The sequence below is a fragment of the Larkinella bovis genome (assembly GCF_042655385.1).
In the GTDB taxonomy this organism is placed as follows: domain Bacteria; phylum Bacteroidota; class Bacteroidia; order Cytophagales; family Spirosomataceae; genus Larkinella; species Larkinella bovis.
The window spans coordinates 51,423-73,223 of sequence record NZ_JBHSMA010000002.1 but is presented as its reverse complement, the minus strand read 5'-3'; the positions used below and the strand labels follow the sequence as shown (position 1 = coordinate 73,223).

Here is a 21,801-nt window from a genome sequence, read left to right as displayed (position 1 = left end):
ATCAGTGTTTGAAATGCCGCACGCCCGTGGTTACCATCGCCATCCCGCGCTGGTTGCAGGCATCGATGCTGTCTTTGTCACGAATGGAACCTCCGGGCTGGACCACCGCCGAAATACCGGCTTCGCCCGCAATTTCCACGCAGTCGGAGAACGGGAAGAAGGCATCCGACGCCATCACCGCCCCTTTCAGGTCGAACCCGAACGTCCGGGCTTTCTCAATCGCCTGTTTGAGCGCATCGACACGGCTGGTCTGCCCGACACCGCTGGCTAACAACTGGCCGTCGTTGGCCAGCACAATCGTATTCGATTTGGTATGCTTGCAAATTTTCAGCGCAAACTCCAGGGCGCGTTGTTCACTGTCGGTGGGGGGCTTTTCCGTGACGGTTTTAAACTGGCTGGCGGTTTCGGTCCGGTTATCCTTATCCTGCTCCAGCACGCCGTTCAGCAAGGTCTTGAACATCTTCGGACTAAACGTAACGGGCTTCCGTTTCAACAAGATACGGTTTTTCTTTGCACTCAGCAGCTTCAGGGCGTCGTCGTCGTATTCGGGGGCAATCAGGATTTCCATGAAGAGTTTATTCAGCTCTTCGGCGGTTTCCAGATCGACTTTGGTGTTGGTAATTATCACCCCTCCAAAGGCCGAAACCGGGTCGCAGGCCAGCGCATTTACATACGCTTCTTTGGCCGTCGGGGCCGACGCAACACCGCAGGCATTGGTGTGTTTGATGATGGCAAAGGTGGTGTCCGTAAACTCGTCGATCAGGCTCACGCAGGCATCCACATCGACCAGGTTGTTATACGACAGTTCTTTTCCGTTCAACTGGTCAAACAGGGCGTTCAGATCGCCGTAGAACGTCGCCTGCTGGTGCGGGTTTTCGCCGTAGCGCAACGACTGGGCGGGCAATTGACGAAAATCGCTCTCGTCCGCAACCGATGCCGCAAAATAATTGTGAATCGCCCGGTCGTACCCCGACGACATGGCGAAGGCTTCTTTGGCAAACCGCCGACGGTCTTCCACATCCGTCGCGCCCTGCTTCTTTGTCAGGAGGTTGACCACGTCTTCGTACTGGTTCCGGGACGAAACGATCAGCACATCTTCGTAGTTCTTGGCAGCCGCCCGGATGAGCGAAATACCGCCAATATCGATCTTTTCAATAATGTCTTCATCCGACGCACCCGACGCCACGGTTTCCTCAAACGGATACAGGTCGACCACCACCAGATCGATGGGATTGATGTCGTGACGGCTGGCCTGAGCAACGTCCTCGGCCAGATTCCGGCGGTAAAGAATCCCCCCAAAGACAACCGGGTGCAGTGTTTTGACGCGTCCGCCAAAAATGGACGGATAGCCGGTAATGTCTTCCACGGCCGTTACCGGAATGCCCAGTTGCTCGATGAACGTCTGGGTTCCGCCCGTTGAATACAACAGCACACCGTTTTGATGCAGCAGACGAACCAGCGGTTCCAGGCCGTCTTTGTAATAAACCGAAATAAGCGCAGATTGAATGGTCTTCGACATAAAAAGAACTATTTCTCTGATTAACTCTGGTGTTCTCTGATCCACTCTGTGTTATAACCTTTACACTGTTACACAGGGTTAATCAGAGAACACCAGAGTTGATCAGAGGGTTAAATGCCTGCAAAGATAACCGAAAGGTTTGGAACGGAGAGTTCTGATTGAAAAGGAGTTTGTAACTTTATGAAAATCTTGACAGAAACGAGGTATGGTTCCCACTGCGAACGCTTCGAAACCCATCCCAAAGCGGAAAGGATTGCCCTGGGTGGGCAGCACGTTCGATTTTGCCCGCGATCCGCTGGCGTTCCTGACTGGCTTACAACAACGCTACGACCGGCTGGTGCAATTTGATGCCGTCGGGCGGCTCATTACCCTCACCCTGACACCCGAAGACGCCAAACACATTCTCCAGGAAAATAACCGCAATTACGTCAAAAGCGATGCCTACGAAGTGCTGAAGATGTTTCTGGGCAACGGCCTGCTCAATAGCGAAGGCGATTTCTGGCGACGGCAGCGACGGCTGGCCCAACCGGCTTTCCACAAACAGCGGCTGGCACTGCTGGTCGAGGGCATGAACCGCGAAACCGGTGAATTGATGGCCCGCTGGAAAAACCGGACGCTAGAAAAACCGCTGCTGATTTCGGAGGAAATGATGCAGCTGGCGCTGGCCATTGTCACGCATTCGTTGTTCAGTTCGGATGTTAAAAACCACCTCGACAACGTTTCTGAATCCATTACGATCATCATCGAAACCGCTTACAAAGAGCTCTTTAACTTTTTCCCGATCACCCGGAAATGGCCCACGCCCCGCGCCATCCGTTACCGCCGGGCGGTCGCCAAAATTGAAGGAATCATCTACGAAATCATCCACCGGCGCCAGACGGCCGCCCTCCCCGCCCAGTCGCATGACGATCTGCTGGGCATGCTCATGGAGGCTCAGGACGACGAAACCGGGGAGCGGATGACCAATCAGCAACTTCGCGACGAAATCACGACGATTTTCATGGCCGGCCACGAAACCACCGCCAACGCCCTGTCGTGGGCGTTGTATCTGCTGGCAAAGCACCCGGAGGTCGCGGCAAAAGTGCGGGACGAAATAAACCGGGTTTTAGGCGCCACCCGTTTCCCAACCGTCGAAACCCTGCGCGAACTTCCCTACACGACGCAGGTCATTCAGGAAACGATGCGCTTGTATCCGCCGGCCTGGATTTTTGGGCGACAACCGCTGCAGTCCGATCAATTCGGAGCGTACCGGCTAACCGTTCCGGGAGCCAACGGCGTACTGATCTGCCCGTATCTGCTCCACCGCGACCCGCGTTACTGGGAAAAACCGGACACGTTCGATCCGGACCATTTTCGGCCGGAAGCCGTTAAACTGCGACCCACCTACGCGTACCTGCCGTTTGGGGGGGGCCCCCGGCTTTGCATTGGCAATCATTTTGCGATGATGGAAATGCAGATCGTGCTGAGCCTGCTGGTGCGGGAATTTGACTTTCAGCCGGTTGATACCCGGGAAATCCGGCCGGAACCCGGCATTACGCTACGCCCTAAAGGCGGTTTGCGGTTGCGGGTTCTGCCGCGCCGGACAACCGGATGATCGGCGTCTTACAATCGAATTGTTCTTTTAGCCTGTTTTGCCTATTTTTGACCGTTTTTTAAAAGCCGATAACTACTAACTCACGCACGATGAGAGAAATACAATTCCGCGAAGCCCTCCGCGAAGCCATGTCCGAAGAAATGCGCCGGGATGAGAAGGTCTTCCTGATGGGCGAAGAAGTGGCTGAATACAATGGAGCATACAAGGTTAGCCAGGGCATGCTCGATGAGTTTGGCCCGGAGCGGGTAATCGATACGCCCATTGCTGAATTGGGTTTTGCCGGGATCGGCATTGGAGCCGCCATGAACGGTTTGCGGCCCATTGTCGAATTCATGACGTTTAACTTTTCGCTGGTGGCCATCGATCAGATCATCAACGGATCGGCGAAAATCATGTCGATGTCGGGGGGGCAATACTCCAACCCGATCGTGTTCCGCGGGCCAACCGGAAACGCCGGGATGCTGTCGTCGCAACACTCCCAGAACTTTGAAAACTGGTACGCCAATACCTCCGGTCTGAAAGTGGTGGTGCCGTCGAATCCGTACGATGCCAAGGGTTTGCTGAAATCCGCCATCCGCGACGATGATCCGGTCATTTTCATGGAGTCGGAGCTGATGTACGGCGATAAAGGCCAGGTGCCGGAAGAAGAATACCTGATTCCGATCGGCAAAGCCGACATCAAACGCGAAGGCAACGACGTCACGATTGTTTCGTTCGGTAAATTCATGAAAGTGGCCCTGCAAGCCGCCGATGAGCTGGCGAAAAACGGCATTTCGGCGGAGGTCATCGACCTGCGTTCGGTTCGGCCTATCGACTACGCAACCGTGATCAATTCGGTGAAGAAAACCAACCGCTGCGTGGTGGTCGAAGAAGCCTGGCCCCTGGCGGCTATTTCGTCCGAACTAGCTTACAACATCCAGCGCAACGCCTTCGATTACCTGGACGCGCCGGTGATTCGGGTCAACAGCCTGGATTTGCCGCTGCCGTATGCCCCGACGCTGATCGAAGTGATCCTGCCGAACGTGAAACGGACGCTGGATGCCGTTAATGCGGTGATGTACAAAAAATAAGCCTTCCTTTTTCAACAAAAAGGGCCGCTTTCGCGGCCCTTTTTGTTTTTTTACTGCTTATCCCACCAAACCCGGGAATCCTGATTATCAGGCCCTTGCCGGGAAAGCACTTCCTTCAAATTAGCAACATTGACTGATCCTTCAGAATCAGGATAAGTGATCCGGTTAATAAAATTGCCTTTGATTTCCTTGCCGGGATAGGGATTCGGCGTCAGTTTCGGGAAACCGCTCCGTCGGAAATTGGCAAATACTTCCGGGCCGTTCAACAGTGAAGCCACCCAGTATTGCGTATTGATCAGCTCCAACCCATTGGCGGCAGCGTACGGATGTTTCTGGAGATAAGCCGTAATGGCAGCCTCCGGAACCGCTGAACCAGCATCAGCGTCGCCCAATTGTTGCATATGGGCCGTAATACCGGCGGCATAGAAGTCGGCCGCATTGCCAGTAATCCACCCCCGTTGGGCGGCTTCGGCCAGCAGCAGTTGCGACTGGGCCGCTGTCACCATAAACGTTGGCGCATCCAGTTTGCCCAGGCGAGTCCGGTCCAGTTGTGAATAATCGTAGAAGCTGGCTAGTTTATCCGCCGTGGCCTGCGCCGGAATCGTGCCGTTATCAAAACCCATTGGCATCCCGATTTGTACGGCCGGATCACGGTTGATGCGGGCGACTGTTTGTTCGGCTCCGCTTTTAGCGCCCACATACCGCCCCGCAATCGACGCCAGCCGGGGATCGCTGTTCGTCCGGAGGTAATCCACAAAATACCGGGTAAGGTATAAATTGGCAGCCTCCGTCGAGTTGAGCATTACTCCGACCGGATTCTGATAATTGGCATTGTTCCGAACGACCCCGTTATCAGCGTTGGTGGTGATCACCCCACCGGCAAAGGCTTTCGCGGCTGTGGCCTGGGCCAGCGTCGGGTTCACTTTGGAAAGGCGCATCCCGGCCCGTAGCAGCAGCGAATTACCCAGTTTTTTCCATTTCGTGATATTGCCACCGTACATAATATCACCGGCTTCGGTTGGCTTGCTGGCATCCAGCGCGGCCGTAGCTTCCGTTAATTCCTTGATGATATCGTCGTAAATGCTCTGCTGGGTATCGTATTTAGGTGCCACATTGGCTCCCAGAAAACCGAGTCCCGCTTCTTTATACGGAATATCCCCGTAGGTATCCGTCAGCACCATCGACGCGTACGCCTTCCAGATGCGGGCCATGTTGTAGAGGTTCGTCCGGTTGGCATCGGCTTTGGTTTTGTCAAGCACATCCACCAGATACCGGATCACATCCCGGTAATACCGCTGCCAGATCCCGGTATTAGGCCCGGTGGGTCCCCGGTTATCCACATTAAAGTTTCCACCGGCCAACACCCCGGAATTGGGCGAAAAAACCTGCTGGACGATCGGATGTTCAAAGACCATGGTCGATCCGGGGAAGGTGGTGTTGATCATCGCGTTGTTGAACGTAAACAACGGATTGAGCGACGTTGCGGCTGTCGGGTTGATATTCAGCTCGTCGAATCCTTTCTCGCACCCGCCGACACCGACCAGCAGGGCCATGAGGGGTATATATAAGAATTTCTTTTTCATGTTTTTACGGTTTTCTGTTTTCAGTATACGGTTTTCAGTATACGGTAGCTGCGCAGTTCTATTGTCTTGAGCATCAGCCCCGAAAACGACAAACCCAATACCGAAAACCGGTTTTAGAATCGAACGTTCAGGTTAAAGCCAATGCTGCGGGTAGTGGGCAAACCGGTGGACTCCAGCCCCATCAGGTTGTCGGAACTGAAACCGAACTGTTCAGGATCGATGTTGGGCACCCATTTTTTCAGCATGGCGACGTTGTTGGCCACCGCATTCAGGCGGATTCCCTTGATGAAGAGCTTACCGGGCAGCATTTTCGTGAAATCATAGCCAATCGAAATCTGGCGCAGTTTCCAGAAACCGGCATCGTAGACCACCTGCTCACCCAGGCTTTTCGAGCGCCCGACGGAGTAGTAATCCTGCACAAACGCCCGAACGGTATTCGTTTCGCCTTTTTCGTTGACACCAATACCCACCATTTTATTATCGGCTTCGCCCCGGCCCACCAGCGTCTCATTGTGCAAACCGTGCCGGAAGGCGTTCAGGTTAGTCCCCGAAATCATCTTACCCCCCAGTTTGAAATCAATCAGGAACGACAGGTTGATGCCTTTGTAAGTCACCGAATTAGTGATCCCACCCATGTACTTCGGCAAGGCCGATCCAAACGAAATCGGTGTCGGCGTCCGGTTCGGAAGCCCGTCACCGCCGTGTACAATCCGGCCCTGCGCGTCCCGCTGATACCCAAACGTGTACAACTGGCCCAGTGGCTCGCCGACCACATGGCGCAGGTCCCCGACGTAAATCCCGTTCCCCACCACGATCTGTTCGCCCGGAACATCGGTCAGCAGCCGGAGCAGTTTTGTTTCGTTGTAGGAGCCGTTCAGGGTAATATCCCAGGAAAAAGCTTTCGTCCGGACCGGCGACAGATTGAGCAGCACTTCAAAACCCCGGTTCCGGCTTTGTCCACTGTTAATCAGCGTATTGGTATAGCCGGAAGCATCGGATGCCTGCGCGGCCACAATCTGGTCGCTCGTAATTTTGTTGTAAACCGCCAGATCCAGCCCAAGGCGATTGTTGAACAGTTTCAGTTCCAGACCCACCTCGGTTTCGGCGGTCCGGCTGGGTTTCAGCGTTGCGCTCGGAACGGTTCCTGACGTGATGGTTCCTACCGGTTGCCCCAGCCCGGCCGGGTTCGGAAAGAGGTTGGCCGCCACACTGTAGAAGAGGTTGTTGGAATACGGGGCGACGTCGCCATCACTACCAACCTGCGCGTAAGCCGCCCGGATTTTACCAAAATTCAGCCAGTTGGGCAGGTTGTTAAAGGCTTGCGAAAAGACGAAACTTCCCGTGATGGATGGGTACAGAATGCTGCGGTTTCCCGGTGCCAGGGTCGAAAACCAGTCGTTGCGGGCCGTTACGTTCAGGTAGAGAAAATCATTGAACGAAAATTCGGCAGCTCCGTAGAGGGAGTTAACTTTCCGTTCGCTCAGGCCGTAGGTTGGGTCTTTCACGCGCCCGTTTTGCGGAATATACAGCCCGCGCACGATAAAATCCGTCACCAGCACGCTGTTGATGTCGCTTCGGCGGTACAACTGATTGCCTCCCGCCGTGATATCGATGCCGAATTTCCCGAACGTTTTGTTAACACCGATCAGGAAGTCGGAATTGAGTTCGCGGAACCGACGCGCTTCCTGCACGTAGGCACCGTTTACAAAACCGGCCGGAGCAGCCGCCAGCGAAGCCTGACCCGTCGGGAAGTTGTAGTCCTGGTCCCGCGACCAGAAATCCTGACCTACCCGGCCCTGGAGATACAGCCAGTCCGTAAAATTATACCGGGCCGTCAGGTTACCAAACAGGCGGTCGCGCCGGATATTTTCAAATTTCTGCGACAGCACGAAGTACGGGTTCGTCCGGTTCTGAAACCGCGACCAGATGAATTCGTTGCCCGTCGTCGGGTTGATCTGGTTGGCTTCCAGCACGTCGAGCGGCATGGAGTTCGCCAGCGTGTAGATCACCGTCGGCGTACTGTTGTCCTGTTGCGCAATCTGGGGCGGGTTTTTATTGTATTCATTCGAATAGTTGATCGTTCCCGTAACCGTTAGTTTAGGGGAAAGATTGTAGCTAAACCCAAGGTTGATCGTTTTCCGGTTGAAGGTGTTATTGCGCGTAATGCCTTTGTTATCCGTATTGGAAACCGACAGATTAAAACCGCCTTTTTCGCTCCCCGACGAAACCGAAATCGAGTTCGTCCAGGTCGAACCGGTCCGGTAAAAGTTCTTTATATGATTTCGAACCGGGACGTACGGGACGGTTACCCCACCGAACAGGACCTGAGTTTGGCCGTTAAACTTTTCCCCAAAGCTCCAGACCCCGGTGGTCGGGTTGGGCGCCGTCGGCCGAACCCCGTATTCACCCTGGCCATACTCGTACTGATAATCCGTAAAATCCAGCGGGGTATCGCTCGTAAAGTTGGTATTATACGTCACCCCGATGCCCTGACCGCTGCCTTTGGTTTTGGTCGTGATCATAATGACCCCATCCTTCGCCCGCGAACCGTACAGGGCGGCTGCGGTTCCGCCTTTCAAAACCGTCATGCCTTCGATATCGTCCGGGTTGATCGAGGAAAGCCCGTCCCCCCCGTCGGAATAGTTGCGGTCCCGGTTCCCGATGGAGCCGTCACTCCCCGTGTTCCCGTTGTTCTGGCCGAAGTTGGTGTTATCGATCGGCACCCCGTTCACCACGATCAGCGGGTTGTTCTGACCCGAAAACGACGACTGGCCGCGAATCCGGATTTTACTCGTTCCGGCCGCGCCCGTGCCCAGGCTGGAGATGTTCACCCCGGCGACTTTGCCCTGCAGGGCATTCATGAAGTTGACGGAGCGGTTGGTTGAAATCTGCTCCGAGCTGACGTTCGCCGTGGCATAGCCCAGGCGCTTGGCTTCTTTTTTGATCCCGAGCGCCGTTACCACGACTTCATTAAGGCTTTGTTCTTCTTCTTCCAGGGTGACGGTCAGGGTCGTTTGGTTCCCAACGGCCACTTCCCGACCCATAAATCCAATAGAACTGAATACCAGAACCGAATTGGCGGGCGCATTGATCGTAAATTTACCGCTGGCATCGGTGGTTGTGCCCAGGGTTGTGTTCTTGATTAAAATGGAAACCCCGGCGATGGGCTGCTGGTCTTTCCCGGAAAAAACGGTCCCGGAAATCCGTCGGTCTTGTGCCTGAACGGCCGCAATTAACCAGGCGCCAAGCCATAGGGTTAACAGACAGCGTAGGAAGGTAAAATAACGCATACAAGAAGAGTTTAAAAATAAAGATGGTATAAAAAGCAGGATGACATCCGGTGAATTGAGCATTCGGCCAGCATAATCCCTCCCTACAATTTGCGCTAATTTTTAGGATATTACAAGGTATTAGTTAGATATTTTTCACTCCACGTTATGAAATCTTTCATTTTCCTAATTTCGGCCCATTCCCCGGAAATTTACCAAATTCACGCGACGGTCGATTTCGTTTGGGACTCCTCCACGCACCCCTCCCGACCGTATTTCCTCCGAAAGTCCCTTTCCCTAATTCCTGCTAAAAAAAAAGAGGGAACCTTGCTTATTGAAATCTCTTTCTGTTACTTTTCGCTTAATTTCAGGTTCGTAGGAGATATTTTTCGAACAAGTGTCCAGGTTGATCCATTTAGTAACAATTGATTTATGGCGAGATTAATCATCATTGATGATGAAAAAAGCATTCGGGATGCGCTCCGTGATATTCTGGAATATGAAGGCTACGAAGTTGAGGAAGCGAAAGATGGGGAGGAAGGACTGGACCTGATCAAGCAGAATAATTATGATGTTGCGCTTTGTGATATTAAGATGCCCAAAATGGATGGTCTCGAGTTGCTCCTGAAAGCCGCTGAAGTGGGAAAAGGAACGCAGTTCATCATGATTTCGGCCTACGGAAATGTTGAAAACGCCGTGGAAGCCACCAAGCGGGGCGCCTTCGATTTCATCATCAAACCGCCTGATCTGAACCGCCTGCTGGTGACGGTCCGGAATGCCATTGAAAAGGCCAAGCTGGTGATGGAGACCAAAACGCTCAAGCGCCGGATTTATAAATTAAACGAAATCGTCGGCGACTCCGATGCGATTCGCCGGGTGAAAGAAACCATCGAACGCGTAGCCCCCACCGAAGCCCGCGTGCTGATTACGGGTGCCAACGGCTCCGGCAAGGAGATGGTCGCCAAACAAATTCACGAAAAAGGGAGCCGCGCTGCCATGTCCCTGATCGAAGTGAACTGCGCTGCCATTCCGAGTGAATTGATTGAAAGCGAATTGTTTGGTCACGAAAAAGGTGCCTTTACCGGGGCTTCGGCCCGGCGTCAGGGCAAGTTCGAACAGGCCGACGGCGGAACACTTTTTCTGGATGAAATCGGCGACATGAGCCTTTCGGCCCAGGCCAAGGTGCTGCGGGCCCTGCAGGAAAGCAAAATCACCCGCGTAGGGGGTGACAAGGAAATTAAGATTAACGTGCGGGTCATTGCGGCCACGAACAAGGACCTCCGGAAGGAAATTCAGGAAGGCAATTTCCGCGAAGACCTGTTTCACCGGCTGAGTGTCATTCGTATTCATGTCCCCCCGCTGGCCGATCGGCGCGAGGACGTGCCGCTTCTGGCGGAAAAATTCCTGCACGACATTGCGGAAGAATACGGAGCACAGCCCAAAGAGATCATGCCCGATGCGATGGAATACCTCAAATCGCTGCCCTGGACCGGGAATGTCCGGGAACTCCGGAACGTGGTTGAACGGCTGGTGATTCTTTGCGGTGATCAGATCACCCGCTATGACGTAGAGACGTACGCTTAAAAGGTTTTGGCGAACCGGTTCGCGGATTGCAAATCGCGAACTCCTTTCCGGCGGACTGGCAAACCGAAGCGTTTACAATGGAATTCCCGTTCGGATGAAGCGCGATGGCATTACAACACCAGGAGGTTGCAACCCCGAATATCCGAATTATCAAACCGCCCGATGACTCGAAAACCGTCGGGCGTTTCTTGGTCGTACTGCCCCAGATCCTGCGTTTCGATGAAGCTGCACGAATCCAGATTGGCCAGATCAATCACGTTGATGCCCCCGGTTTGCCGAACCGATGGCGTCGATGACGGGTCGGACGGCGCGGGATAGAGGGAAAACGGGTCATTCACATCCCGCAGCCGGATGCGCAGCGTGGCCGACATCCGGAAAACCCCTTCACCGGTCGAATATGCCTGGGAGAGCAGTTCGGTCATGCCGTATTCGGAGTGAATCGCCGGAACGCCCAGCCGATGGGTCAGAATGTTGTGCACTTCTTCCCGGAGCAATTCCTGCCGCCGGCCTTTCATGCCGCCGGTCTCCATCACAATCAATTCGGGCAACTGCCGGAGAAAGGAAAAATCCGTACCGGATTCGGCCCAGTCGAGCAGCGCAAAGGTAACGCCAATGAGAAGGATACGCCGGCGGGGTACCCGCTGCGCGGCCAGGTCGCGTAGCGTGGCGGTCAGATCGGCGGTATTGTGCAGGAAAAAACCGGAACGCTTCGACCCGGTTTTTTCAATAAACCGCTGAACCATATACACCAACGACGAGTTATTTCGTTCAAGATAGGAAGGTAACAACGCCAGAATGTGGAAGCGGTCGAGCGGGCCGTACACCTGTTCAAACAACCGCTGACTGACGGTGTCGTACAAAGCCGGATCCGCCACGTAATGGCGGCTGGTGAGGGTACCGGTGGTTCCGCTGCTCGCAAACGTCAGCAGATTCTGCGGGTTTGCCGGGCTTTCTGCCGCCTGCGTCAGGATAACGTGTTGCTTGAAAAAACCGATGGGCAGAAACGGAATCTGATCAATTCGCTGTATCTTTTCAGGCTCAATTCGCAGGTGACGCAGGTATTCGCCGTAAACGGAATTGGTAGCGGCCTGATACCGGAACACATCCAGGGCGACGGAATCAAACGCCGGCTGGTCGGCGGGGAGCAATTGAATAATCCGGTTCCGGAGTTGCTGACGAATGCTGGTGAATAACACTAGAATGGAATAAAAGGGGCTTTGTATGCCCTATCATATCAATAACAATAGTCTATTAACACGATGTCTCCGCGATTTATTCGACAAGGGCTGTTTTTTTTCGGATTGACAACCTTCCTCATTAGCTGTATCGAACCGCCCGATTTCAGTGATATACCGGAAATCAGTTCGCCTTCCGTTACCAGCTACCCGACGTTCGACGATTTTTCGCAGGTTCCGAAGGATTCGCTGGTGATCACGGTCCGCTTTCAGGACGGCGACGGCGACCTGGGATTGTCGGCGGAAGAACGGCAGAAAATTGATACCGTGGCCTACAAAAACTGGGGTAATTACGAAATAAAAACCTACCGGTTTGTCAACGGGAAATTCGAATCCGTCAATCTGGCGGTCTTGGATAAATTGTTTTTCCCGCGCCTGAAACCCGATGATAAGAAAAGTCCGCTGGAAGGCAAGCTCGATTTCTCGCAGAGCTTTTTGCGGTCGCGCGGTTACAAACTGACGCCGGTGAAATTTGCCATTCGCATCCGGGATCGGCGGCTCAACGTCAGCAATGTCGTTGAAACCGATACGATTTCCGTTCCGCTTAATTTCTGATTTCGTCAAGAGCGCCTAACGGTTTCAGGCGCTCTTGACGGTTTTTTCGCCTTTCACCACGGGTCCTTCGGTCACGATGTTTTCTTTCAGCAAAATCCGGAACGTGGTTCCTTTCCCAACTTCGGAGCTTTTGACAAACAGCCGTCCGTCGTGGTATTCTTCAATAATCCGTTTGGCCAGCGTCAGCCCCAGTCCCCAGCCCCGTTTTTTGGTACTGTAGCCCGGCGTGAACACCTTCTGCAGATTGGCTTTGCTGATTCCTTTGCCCGTATCCGTAATATCGATGGCAATTTCGTTGCGGGGTAAGGGCATCAGCCGGATGGTCAGTTTGCCGACGCCACTCATGGCATCAACGGCATTTTTACAAATATTCTCAATGACCCACTCGAAGAGTAACTTATTGATTTTAACCTCCTTACCTTCAACCAAAAAATTCTCGACGTGCATTTTAACCTTGGTTGAAATCCGCTTTTCAAGGTACGAGACAAACTGATACACGGTTTCGTAAATATCCTCGCTTTTCAGTGTCGGAATGGAGCCGATGCTCGAAAACCGGGTGGCAATGGTTTCGAGTCGTTTCACATCTTTCTCAATCTCATCCGCAATCGACTGATCCATCGAATCATCCATCCGGAAGTACTCCACCCAGGCCATCAGCGACGACAGGGGAGTACCCAGCTGGTGGGCGGTTTCCTTGGCCAGCCCCACCCAGACCCGGTTTTGCTCCGCCCGACGGGCCGAACTGAACGCCAGATATGCCAGAAAACCGAGTGTAACCATGACCCCGAGCTGTCCATACGGAAAATACCGGAGTTGCGTCAACAGGGACGAGTTGTGGTAATAAATATAGCCGCGCTTGTTGTTTTCGAGCTCAACCACGATGGGCTTATGCTCCTTTTTCATTTCCTCTAGCTCTTCCTGTTCCAGGCGAACTTTCTCCGTTTCGGATGTTCCCGGGGGAAACACCAGATTACTAAATGCAATCCGGTTCGTCTCATCGACGTAGATCGTCTCGACTTGGTTTTTCTGATTGACGAGAATAATCTCATTGGCAATAAACGAGACATCTTCGTTCGAATCGTTATTGTAGATATTGATTAACGCCTTGGCGTACAGTCTGACATAATTCTCCTCCCGCTCCTCCAATTTCTCCACCAGGCTGTTGGTATACAGCAGCGAAGCCGTACCGACCAGCAACAGATTCAGGGCAACTACAATCTTCAGCGTATTCCGCTGACCGTATATATCCAGTGATTTTAACATAAACTTTCGTTTCAGGCAACTCGCTTACGGTTTTCTGCGTACCGATTGAAAAATATCATTTTGTTTGCTGATAATCATCATCGTACCAGGGGTGTGCCGGAAGTAACTTCGCATGAACTTACGTCATAACGCTCAATTTTGACAATTCAATGTACCTATTTTCCATCTCACCGGAATATTCTTGTAAATAGGATATAAGAAGGAGAACTTTGGGATAGTTTATAGTGGTTCTAAATAAGTAACCAGTAAACTGAATCTGTACCGACAGTGTTTTCTGTAAGAGAATTGTATTGTAATTTTGGGCATTATTTGAATAGTAGCAATGCACGATTTCTTTAAATCAATTAGTCTTTCGCACAAAACCGCCCCACTGGCCGTCAGGGAGCTAATTGCATTAAACGAAGACGAGTCCAAGGGATTCCTGATCAAGCTCCGTGACTTTTTCGGAGCGACGGAATCGCTGGTCATTTCTACCTGTAACCGGACTGAGGTTTATTACACATCCGCCCGGAATCTGAATCAGGAAATTGCTCGTCTGCTGCTCGCCGAAAAAGGAATCACCTCTACCGACGACTACCTTTCTTATTTTCATTTTTTTGATACCCAGGCTACGGCCGTCCGGCATTTGTTTGAGGTTTGCACCGGTCTGCACTCGCAGGTGGTGGGCGACATGCAGATTCCGAATCAGGTCAAGCAGGCCTACCAGTGGTCCGCCGATCTCGATATGGCGGGGCCGTTTCTGCACCGGTTGATGCACACCATTTTCTACACCAACAAACGGGTGGCGCAGGAAACCAGCTTCCGCGACGGAGCCGCATCGGTTTCGTATGCCGCCGTTGAGTTGATCGAGGAATTGGTGGGTGGAGCCAGCGGTTGTCCGCACCTGGCCGAACAGGGGTCAACCGGTCCGACGGTTCTGGTAATCGGCCTGGGTGAAATTGGGGCCGACATCTGCGAAAATCTGGCCGCCCGCAAGATGAACCGGATTACAATCTGCAACCGGACGCGTTCGAAAGCCGACGTGCTGGCAGAAAAACACGGTTTTCGGGTTGCTGATTTTGCCAATCTGACGGAAGAAATTGCCAAAGCCGATGTGATTATCTCGTCGGTGCTGGTTGAAAAACCGCTTGTTACCGCCGAATTACTGTCAGGGTTGAACTCGCTGACGTTCAAATATTTCTTTGACTTATCTGTTCCCCGGAGCATCGATGTCAACGTCGAGCAGGTGCCGGGCGTTCTGCTGTATAACATCGACCACATTCGCAATCGGGCCGACGAAGCTCTGAGCCGCCGGATGGCGTCGATTCCGCAGGTGGAAGCCATCATCGACCAGTCGATTGGCGAGTTTAACGACTGGTCCCGCGAAATGGTCGTATCACCCACCATCAACAAGTTCAAAAACGCGCTGGAGCAGATTCGGAAAGATGAAATCGCCCGTCATCTGAAAAACATGACGGCGGAAGAATCCGAAAAAGTGGAGAAAATCACGCGCAACATCATGCAGAAAATCATGAAGGCGCCGGTGCTGCAACTGAAAGCCGCCTGCAAACGCGGAGAAGCCGACACGCTGATCGATGTTCTGACGGATCTTTTCGATTTGGAAAAACAACCCACCGACTCCCCGCAATCACTTCACTAACCTATGATGAAGGAGTGCCCTGAAGTCCTGAACTAAGCAATTAGTTTGGGATTTTTCGTTTAGAGAGCAAACTGTCAGACCAAAGAGAAAAGGCATAAAAAAATCACACTGACCTTCAATTCATTGATCAGTTCTCTTTTCGTTTGTCTGAATATCCTTACGGTTTTCGGTGTGGTTTCCCACCGGGACTGACGCAAGCTGCTTACAAAAGCGAGATACCCTGTAAACCGTACACTCTCTAACTCATTTCCTATGACCCGTTTTATCAATGCAATCCTTCGTTTGTTCCTGGTTAGTTTGCTGGTAGTTGGCTTGATCGTATTCTGGGAACAGCTCCGGAACTGGCCGGTATTCAGCGGGTTGCGAAAATCAGAAAAGACCACGCAAACGGTGGTGCTCCAGGAAGTCAGCGAATTGGGAAAACTGGAACTGGTTAAATACCGCTTTAAGGACATTGTGGAGCACCAGCTCGTCCGGGACTGGCTACCGAATCCGAAGGCCATACTGATCGTGGAAGGGGAAGCCATTGGCTGTCTGGATTTAACGAAAATAACGGCGGACGATATTACGACCCAGGGCGACAGCCTGATTGTTCACCTGCCCGAACCCGAAATCTGTTCGTACAAAATCGACCACCGGCGTTCGCGGGTGTTCAATACGGAATACGCCTTTCTGGAAGAAGCGCAACTGGTCAGTGAAGCGTATCGACGGGCCGAATCGCAAATCCGGCAGTCGGCCGTAAACAGCGGCATCCTGGACCAGACCCGCGAAAATGCCGACAAAATTCTGAAGCCACTACTCGAGCGGATTTCCGGCAAAAAAGTCTTTCTGACCACCCGCATGAAAGCCACGCTACGCCCCCTGCGCTAATTTGTCAGGAGGTTATCGTCGAACTCGTCCTTCAACTGTACACCCGACAGTTTGCGGGTTTTCATCTCGGTGAGTAAGTAAAGGAGCTTTTGTACGGCGGCTTCGTACGGCAGTCCTTCGGGCCGGATGTTGGAAAGGCAGTTGCGGGATTCGTCGGTCAATCCGGGTTCCGGCCGGAACGTCAGGTAAGCCCCGAGGCTGTCGGGCGAGGTCAAACCGGGTCGTTCGCCGATCAGCACCACGACGGTTTCGGCCCCGAGCGCGTGCGCAATTTCGTCGCCAATCGCGACCCGCCCCTGTTCCACCACGCAAACCGGCGCCAGCGACCAGCCCCGCTTCCGGACTTCTTCGGCCAGCCGCGAAACGACCGGCACCGCGTGGCGATTGATGGCCGTCGCTGATAACCCATCCGCAACGACCAGGCAGAGGTCAAAACCACTTATACTGGCGTTCGTCCCCTGTACCATTCCCAAGCTGTTCTCATCCAATCGGCGGCCCAGATCCGGTCGTTGCAGGTACTGTTGCCGGTCGGCGGCCCGACTGTGAAGTCGCAAAACCGGCTCGTGAATCGAGGATAGCAACGTCTCCAGTTCATCCGTTTCCAGCACCGAATAAACCGCATCACGGGCGCGGGCGTGATCAAGCTGGAAGTCCAGTAAAGCGCGGGTGGGCAGGCTGTGCCCCGTGCGCCCCCGGGCAATGCGGGCGGAAGTATGGTTTTGCAGGAAAGCCCAGGGATCGGGTTGGTCAATTAAAAAGTTCATAAACCGGCAGCTTGCAGTAAACGGTGGGTTTGTTGGGCGGGCAATAACTTTCCGTCCGGATTCATTAGTTCCATGCGGTATAACCAGGCTTCGAACTCGGGTGCGGGGCGTAACCGGAAAAGATCACGGACATACTGCGCATCGTGGAACGACGTACTCTGGTAATGCAGCATCACATCGTCGGCACCGGGAACGCCCATGATGAAGTTGATACCTGCCGTGCCGAGCAGCGTCAGCAGCGTATCCATATCGTCCTGATCGGCCTCGGCGTGGTTTGTGTAACAAATATCGACGCCCATCGGCAGCCCGAGCAGTTTCCCGCAGCAATGATCCTCCAGTCCGGCGCGAATGATCTGTTTGCCGTTGTAGAGGTATTCCGGCCCAATAAAACCAACGACGGTATTAACCAGCAGTGGTTCAAAAAGCCGGGCGACGGCGTAGGCCCGCACCTCACAGGTCTGCTGATCAACGCCGTGGTGGGCGTTGGCCGACAGGGCACTCCCTTGCCCGGTTTCAAAATACATCACATTTGACCCCACGGTGCCCCGGTTCAGCGACCGTCCGGCTTCCAGCCCTTCGCGCAAAACTGACAGATTGACGCCGAACGAGGTATTGACAGCCTCCGTCCCGCCGATGGACTGAAAAACCAGATCGACCGGCGCACCCTGTTCGATGGCCTGCAAGGTGGTCGTGATGTGACTCAGGACGCACGATTGCGTCGGAATCTCGAAGCGTTGCCGAATCTGGTCCATCAGTTCGACCAGCCGGACCACCGTGCGCACGTGGTCCGTAGCGGGATTGATTCCAATCACCGCATCTCCGCTACCGTAAAACAAGCCGTCGATGATGCTGGCTGCCACCCCCCGAAAATCGTCGGTCGGGTGGTTGGGTTGCAGGCGCGTCGAAAACCGCCCCTTCAGCCCGATGGTGTTGCGAAACCGGGTGACCACTTCGCACTTAGCCGCCACGGTAATCAGGTCCTGATTCCGCATCAGTTTGCTGACAGCCGCTACCATTTCCGGCGTCAAACCCGTTTGCAGGCTGGCCAACGTAGTGGCTCCTACCTCGTCCGACAGCAGGTAATTCCGCAGATCCCCCACCGTCAGGTGACGGATCGTTGCAAACGCATCCGCATCGTGCGTATCCAGAATCAGGCGCGTAATTTCGTCCGACTCGTACGGAATAACGGTTTCGTTCAGGAAGGTGGTCAGCGGCAGATCGGCCAGCGCCATCTGGGCAGCCACTCGTTCTTCGGCAGTCTGGGCCGCTACCCCCGCCAATTGGTCCCCCGAACGCAGGGGCGTTGCCTTCGCCAGCAATGTTTTCAGGTCGTCAAACCGGTATGTGGTATTCCGAACAGCACAACGATATGCCATAATAATATCAGTCAGAAAGAATAGGACGAAACCAAGATACACTGAATTCCGTCCAGGAAAATCGGAAACTACAAAGAAGTCGGGATAAGCTCAAGAATTTCGGGATTTAATCAACCAATAACCGTTTATAAACGGCTCTTTTGTAAGTTTGGCCGGTGATTGTCTATGCCACGTACCATCCATTAATCCACCATTTTTAATCCTTCTTCCTTTGGCTTCTTTCGATTTTATCATTATCGGCTCGGGTGCGTTAGGCACGTTTCATGCGTTCCACGCAGCGCGCGCGGGCAAAAGGGTTCTCATCCTGGAAAAAGATAACCGTCCCGTTGGGGCTACCGTCCGTAATTTTGGCCAGGTCGTGCCGTCCGGTTTGAGCGGACGCTGGTACCCCTATGGACGGCGGAGTCTGGAGCTGTACCGCGAAATCCAGCAGGAATTCGACATTACGGTGCGCCAGAACGGCTCGGTTTATATCGCTTCGGACGCGGAGGAATGGGCGCTCGCGAATGAATTATACGACCAGCGCCGGGCCGATGGCTATCCGTGTGCATTGTGGTCGAAAGCTCAGACGCTGGCCCACTACCCGGTTTTGCAGCCGGACTACGTGCTCGGTGCGCTGGTTTTTCCGGAAGAAATCAGTGTGGAACCCGATCGGATGATTCACCGGCTGCTGACGTACCTAACAACGAAATATTCGACCGTGACCTACCGGAACAACGCAGCCGTCATTGGCTGTGAATCGACGGCGGAGGGCGCAACGGTGCAACTGGCGAACGGCGAACGGTTTCAGACGCAGCGGGTCCTGCTCTGCAACGGCAGTGAATTCCGGCTGCTGTATCCCGATCTGTTCGCGCAAAGTGGCCTGGTTGTGAGCAAATTGCAGATGATGCAAACCGTTCCGATGCCCCAGATTGCACTCCCCGGCAACATTCTGACGGGCCTCACGATCCGACGCTACGAGTCGTTCGCCGACTGTCCGTCGTACGCAAATCTGCAGACGCCCGATCATTTAGCCGAACTGAAAAAATGGGGTATTCACATCCTGTTCAAACAGGCGCTCGACGGTTCCATCATCATCGGTGATTCGCACGAGTACGCATCCGCGACCCAGATCGACGACCTTGGCTTCGACACCAACGAGGCAATCAATCAACTCATTATTGAGGAAGCCCGTCGTATTGTCCGTTTTCCGGTCGATCAGATTCAGCGGACATGGGCCGGTTTTTACGCCCAGACGACGCAGGAGATTTTTGAAGCCAGCCTGGGTAACATTCACATCATCACCGGCATTGGCGGCAAAGGCATGACTTCCAGCGCCGGTTTTGCGGAAGAAAATATTCAGCGGTTTTTATAAGGTCAGACCCGGGAATTGGGACAAGAACGCTTTGGCGCTATTTTGTCTTTTCTCTCTTTCTTCCCAGCAATAAAAAAGCAGGAAGCCAAGGGCCATTCCTGCTTTTTCGATTACTGAAAATGGAAATCGTTACGCGTTCGTCTCCTCCGCTTCGGCGGGGGCCGACGGCGTTTCTTCCGGAGAAACTTCGGCTGTTTTCTCAAACGCTTCCGGCAGGTATTTCCGCAGAATTGTGTACCAGCCGATCATTTTTTTCACGTCGGACATGTGTACCCGATCGCGATCGTATTCCGGGACTACTTCCCCGATAAAATCCGCCAGTTCAGCATTTGACGCAGCCTTTGGTGCTATCGGCAAAGCATCTCCGTATTTTTCGTAAATCGCCAGGAACACATCCGCCAGGGGTTTCGATTGTTCCTCGTCGTCCGTATAAATCGAAATGTCTTTCAGAACCGAAACACGGGCCGTGGGACCGATCATCGACTTTTCTTTCCGATCGTCTAGTGCCTCCACAATCACACCGGCACGGCTGGGTTTTACAATTCGGAAAAGACCTCCTTTTCCGGCAATATTTGCAATTTCTTTCAGCGCTTCCATGCTGCTTGTTTTATGGGTAACGGTCAATTTGATTCGGTTATTGCCAATTTTCCTAAAAACTGACCGGCAAAGATACGGTTAATAACCGGCCAATGGTAGCCTCCCGACGCAATTATCGACACCCGATCCGGGCTTATTTCGCTGGCTTCACGTCCCGTTCGAATTCCTTGTTCAATTGGTCGATGTATACCAGAATTTCGTCGCGCCCGCGCCCGCTCACCGACGACGAAATAAACATGGGGGGTAGTTCTTCCCAGGTTTTCAGCAATGTCTGCTCATACCGTTTCACCGCCTGTTGAACCGCGTTCGTACTGCTTTTTTCGGTTTTTGTAAAAATGATTGCAAACGGCAAACCGCGTTCGCCCATGCGCTCCATAAATTCCAGATCGATCCGCTGGGGTTCGATCCGGCCATCGACCAGCACGAAGGTGCAGATCAGGTTGGAGCGGTTGGTGAGGTAGCTATCGATCATGCGCTCCCATTTTTCCCGTTCACGCTGCGGAGCTTTGGCAAAACCGTAACCCGGCAAATCGACCAGATACCAGTCCGAATTGATCAGAAAATGGTTGATCAACTGGGTTTTTCCGGGCGTTTGCGAGGTCTTGGCCAGCTTATGCCGGGTGGTCAGCATGTTGATGAGCGACGATTTTCCGACGTTCGAACGGCCAATGAATGCGTATTCCGGTCGGTCCGGCTTCGGGCAGCGGGCCGGATCGGAATTGCTCATGACAAACTCAGCTTGTTTTACTTCCATAGTGCCTGGGAAGGCGGTTTTCTGAACCGTCTTCCGGCAACAAAGTTCGTAAAGAATTGAGAAGAGTACTATTATCCGGCTAAAATGGCGGGAAAACCGCCGTTCAAAACTCGATTTTTTTCCGTAGAATTGTACTGGCAATTCCTCCTCGTTCCCGGAAAATTCGCGTATTTGGAAACCAACAGGAGGTTATAAACCGTTATCAGTCAACAAAACATTCTTATCATGAAGTATACACGTTTGGTGTCGTTGTTCCTGGCGCTGGCCCTGCTTTTCAATGCCTGCAACACCAAAACCCAGTCGGAAAGCGAACAGGCCGCCAGCACCGAAGCGGCCGGTACGCCCGCAACGGACGAAGCCGAAACCCAGGCACCGGAGACGACGGCCTCTACCGCCAGCCCCGAAACCGGGATTCAATTCTCGGAAGCAGCCTGGAAAACCCATCTGGCCAAGGCAAAAGCGGAGAATAAAATTGTTTTTCTGGATGCCTACACAACCTGGTGCGGCCCCTGCAAAATGCTGCAAAAGAATGTTTTCACGCAGAAAGAAGTCGCCGACTTTTTCAACAAGGAATTCATTAACGTGAAAATTGACATGGAAGCCGGCGAAGGCCCGGAACTGGCGCTTCAATACCCGATTGAAGGCTATCCGACGCTGATGTTTATCGACGGTGATGGCAAGGTGGTCAAAAAAGTCTTAGGCTACCAATCGCCGGAAGAGTTGCTGGCCATTGGGAAGGGCATCAAAAGCGGAACCGCTTTGTAATTCGCAGAAC

General features: G+C 53.2%; 17 protein-coding genes. 8 read left to right on the top strand and 9 right to left on the bottom strand.

Going from position 1 to position 21,801, the window contains the following annotated elements:
• Position 1: 1 nt before the first annotated feature.
• Positions 2 to 1,519 carry a bifunctional phosphoribosylaminoimidazolecarboxamide formyltransferase/IMP cyclohydrolase gene (gene purH / locus ACFPMF_RS07660; RefSeq protein ID WP_379842816.1) on the bottom strand — a complete coding sequence of 506 codons (1,518 nt, stop codon included), beginning with the start codon at positions 1,517 to 1,519 and terminating at the stop codon, positions 2 to 4.
• A 205-nt stretch (positions 1,520 to 1,724) separates the two neighbouring features.
• Here purH and ACFPMF_RS07655 point away from each other — a divergent pair, with 205 nt between their 5' ends.
• Entirely contained in the window at positions 1,725 to 3,113 is a 1,389-nt protein-coding gene (locus ACFPMF_RS07655; RefSeq protein ID WP_379842815.1) for a cytochrome P450, read from the top strand.
• 89 nt (positions 3,114 to 3,202) lie between these two features.
• A complete protein-coding gene (locus ACFPMF_RS07650) occupies positions 3,203 to 4,183 on the top strand; it encodes a pyruvate dehydrogenase complex E1 component subunit beta (RefSeq protein WP_379842814.1) in 981 nt (326 codons plus the stop codon).
• A 50-nt stretch (positions 4,184 to 4,233) separates the two neighbouring features.
• On the opposite strand, the gene ACFPMF_RS07645 is transcribed toward ACFPMF_RS07650, so the two are convergent.
• Positions 4,234 to 5,766 (bottom strand): SusD/RagB family nutrient-binding outer membrane lipoprotein, encoded by a 1,533-nt coding sequence (locus tag ACFPMF_RS07645; RefSeq protein ID WP_379842813.1) that lies wholly within the window; start codon positions 5,764 to 5,766, stop codon positions 4,234 to 4,236.
• 113 nt (positions 5,767 to 5,879) lie between these two features.
• The gene (locus tag ACFPMF_RS07640) at positions 5,880 to 9,056 is read right to left on the bottom strand and encodes a SusC/RagA family TonB-linked outer membrane protein (RefSeq protein WP_379842812.1); all 3,177 of its coding nucleotides are present in this window, start codon (positions 9,054 to 9,056) and stop codon (positions 5,880 to 5,882) included.
• A gap of 411 nt (positions 9,057 to 9,467) precedes the next feature.
• Here ACFPMF_RS07640 and ACFPMF_RS07635 point away from each other — a divergent pair, with 411 nt between their 5' ends.
• On the top strand, positions 9,468 to 10,619 hold the full coding sequence (locus ACFPMF_RS07635) for a sigma-54-dependent transcriptional regulator (RefSeq protein ID WP_379842811.1): 1,152 nt from the start codon (positions 9,468 to 9,470) through the stop codon (positions 10,617 to 10,619).
• Between the two features lie 110 nt (positions 10,620 to 10,729).
• Here ACFPMF_RS07635 and ACFPMF_RS07630 read toward each other — a convergent pair whose 3' ends face one another.
• Positions 10,730 to 11,815: an acyl transferase gene (locus tag ACFPMF_RS07630; RefSeq protein WP_379842810.1), complete on the bottom strand. Its 1,086-nt coding sequence runs from the start codon at positions 11,813 to 11,815 to the stop codon at positions 10,730 to 10,732.
• Positions 11,816 to 11,878: 63 nt separating this feature from the next.
• Between ACFPMF_RS07630 and ACFPMF_RS07625 the strand changes: the two genes are divergently transcribed.
• On the top strand, positions 11,879 to 12,409 hold the full coding sequence (locus ACFPMF_RS07625) for a hypothetical protein (protein WP_379842809.1): 531 nt from the start codon (positions 11,879 to 11,881) through the stop codon (positions 12,407 to 12,409).
• 24 nt (positions 12,410 to 12,433) lie between these two features.
• Here the strand turns inward: ACFPMF_RS07625 and ACFPMF_RS07620 are convergent, their stop codons facing one another.
• On the bottom strand, positions 12,434 to 13,672 hold the full coding sequence (locus ACFPMF_RS07620; RefSeq protein WP_379842808.1) for a sensor histidine kinase: 1,239 nt from the start codon (positions 13,670 to 13,672) through the stop codon (positions 12,434 to 12,436).
• Between the two features lie 322 nt (positions 13,673 to 13,994).
• Between ACFPMF_RS07620 and hemA the strand changes: the two genes are divergently transcribed.
• Together hemA and ACFPMF_RS07610 are read left to right on the top strand one after the other, a co-directional pair.
• On the top strand, positions 13,995 to 15,311 hold the full coding sequence (gene hemA, locus ACFPMF_RS07615) for a glutamyl-tRNA reductase (protein WP_379842807.1): 1,317 nt from the start codon (positions 13,995 to 13,997) through the stop codon (positions 15,309 to 15,311).
• A 252-nt stretch (positions 15,312 to 15,563) separates the two neighbouring features.
• The gene (locus ACFPMF_RS07610; RefSeq protein WP_379842806.1) at positions 15,564 to 16,181 is read left to right on the top strand and encodes a DUF4230 domain-containing protein; all 618 of its coding nucleotides are present in this window, start codon (positions 15,564 to 15,566) and stop codon (positions 16,179 to 16,181) included.
• On the opposite strand, the gene eutC is transcribed toward ACFPMF_RS07610, so the two are convergent.
• Positions 16,178 to 16,945, bottom strand: coding sequence for an ethanolamine ammonia-lyase subunit EutC (gene eutC, locus ACFPMF_RS07605; protein ID WP_379842805.1), 768 nt, complete (start codon positions 16,943 to 16,945; stop codon positions 16,178 to 16,180). The genes ACFPMF_RS07610 and eutC overlap by 4 nt on opposite strands.
• Positions 16,942 to 18,321 (bottom strand): ethanolamine ammonia-lyase subunit EutB, encoded by a 1,380-nt coding sequence (locus ACFPMF_RS07600; protein WP_379842804.1) that lies wholly within the window; start codon positions 18,319 to 18,321, stop codon positions 16,942 to 16,944. Before ACFPMF_RS07600 ends, eutC begins: the two co-directional genes overlap by 4 nt.
• A 211-nt stretch (positions 18,322 to 18,532) precedes the next feature.
• Between ACFPMF_RS07600 and ACFPMF_RS07595 the strand changes: the two genes are divergently transcribed.
• Positions 18,533 to 19,675 (top strand): TIGR03364 family FAD-dependent oxidoreductase, encoded by a 1,143-nt coding sequence (locus ACFPMF_RS07595; RefSeq protein ID WP_379842803.1) that lies wholly within the window; start codon positions 18,533 to 18,535, stop codon positions 19,673 to 19,675.
• A gap of 129 nt (positions 19,676 to 19,804) precedes the next feature.
• Here ACFPMF_RS07595 and ACFPMF_RS07590 read toward each other — a convergent pair whose 3' ends face one another.
• Together ACFPMF_RS07590 and yihA are read right to left on the bottom strand one after the other, a co-directional pair.
• Positions 19,805 to 20,272: a DUF5606 family protein gene (locus ACFPMF_RS07590; protein WP_379842802.1), complete on the bottom strand. Its 468-nt coding sequence runs from the start codon at positions 20,270 to 20,272 to the stop codon at positions 19,805 to 19,807.
• Positions 20,273 to 20,405: 133 nt separating this feature from the next.
• Positions 20,406 to 21,026, bottom strand: coding sequence for a ribosome biogenesis GTP-binding protein YihA/YsxC (gene yihA, locus ACFPMF_RS07585; protein ID WP_379842801.1), 621 nt, complete (start codon positions 21,024 to 21,026; stop codon positions 20,406 to 20,408).
• Positions 21,027 to 21,251: 225 nt separating this feature from the next.
• Between yihA and ACFPMF_RS07580 the strand changes: the two genes are divergently transcribed.
• On the top strand, positions 21,252 to 21,791 hold the full coding sequence (locus tag ACFPMF_RS07580) for a thioredoxin family protein (RefSeq protein ID WP_379842800.1): 540 nt from the start codon (positions 21,252 to 21,254) through the stop codon (positions 21,789 to 21,791).
• Positions 21,792 to 21,801: the final 10 nt, after the last annotated feature.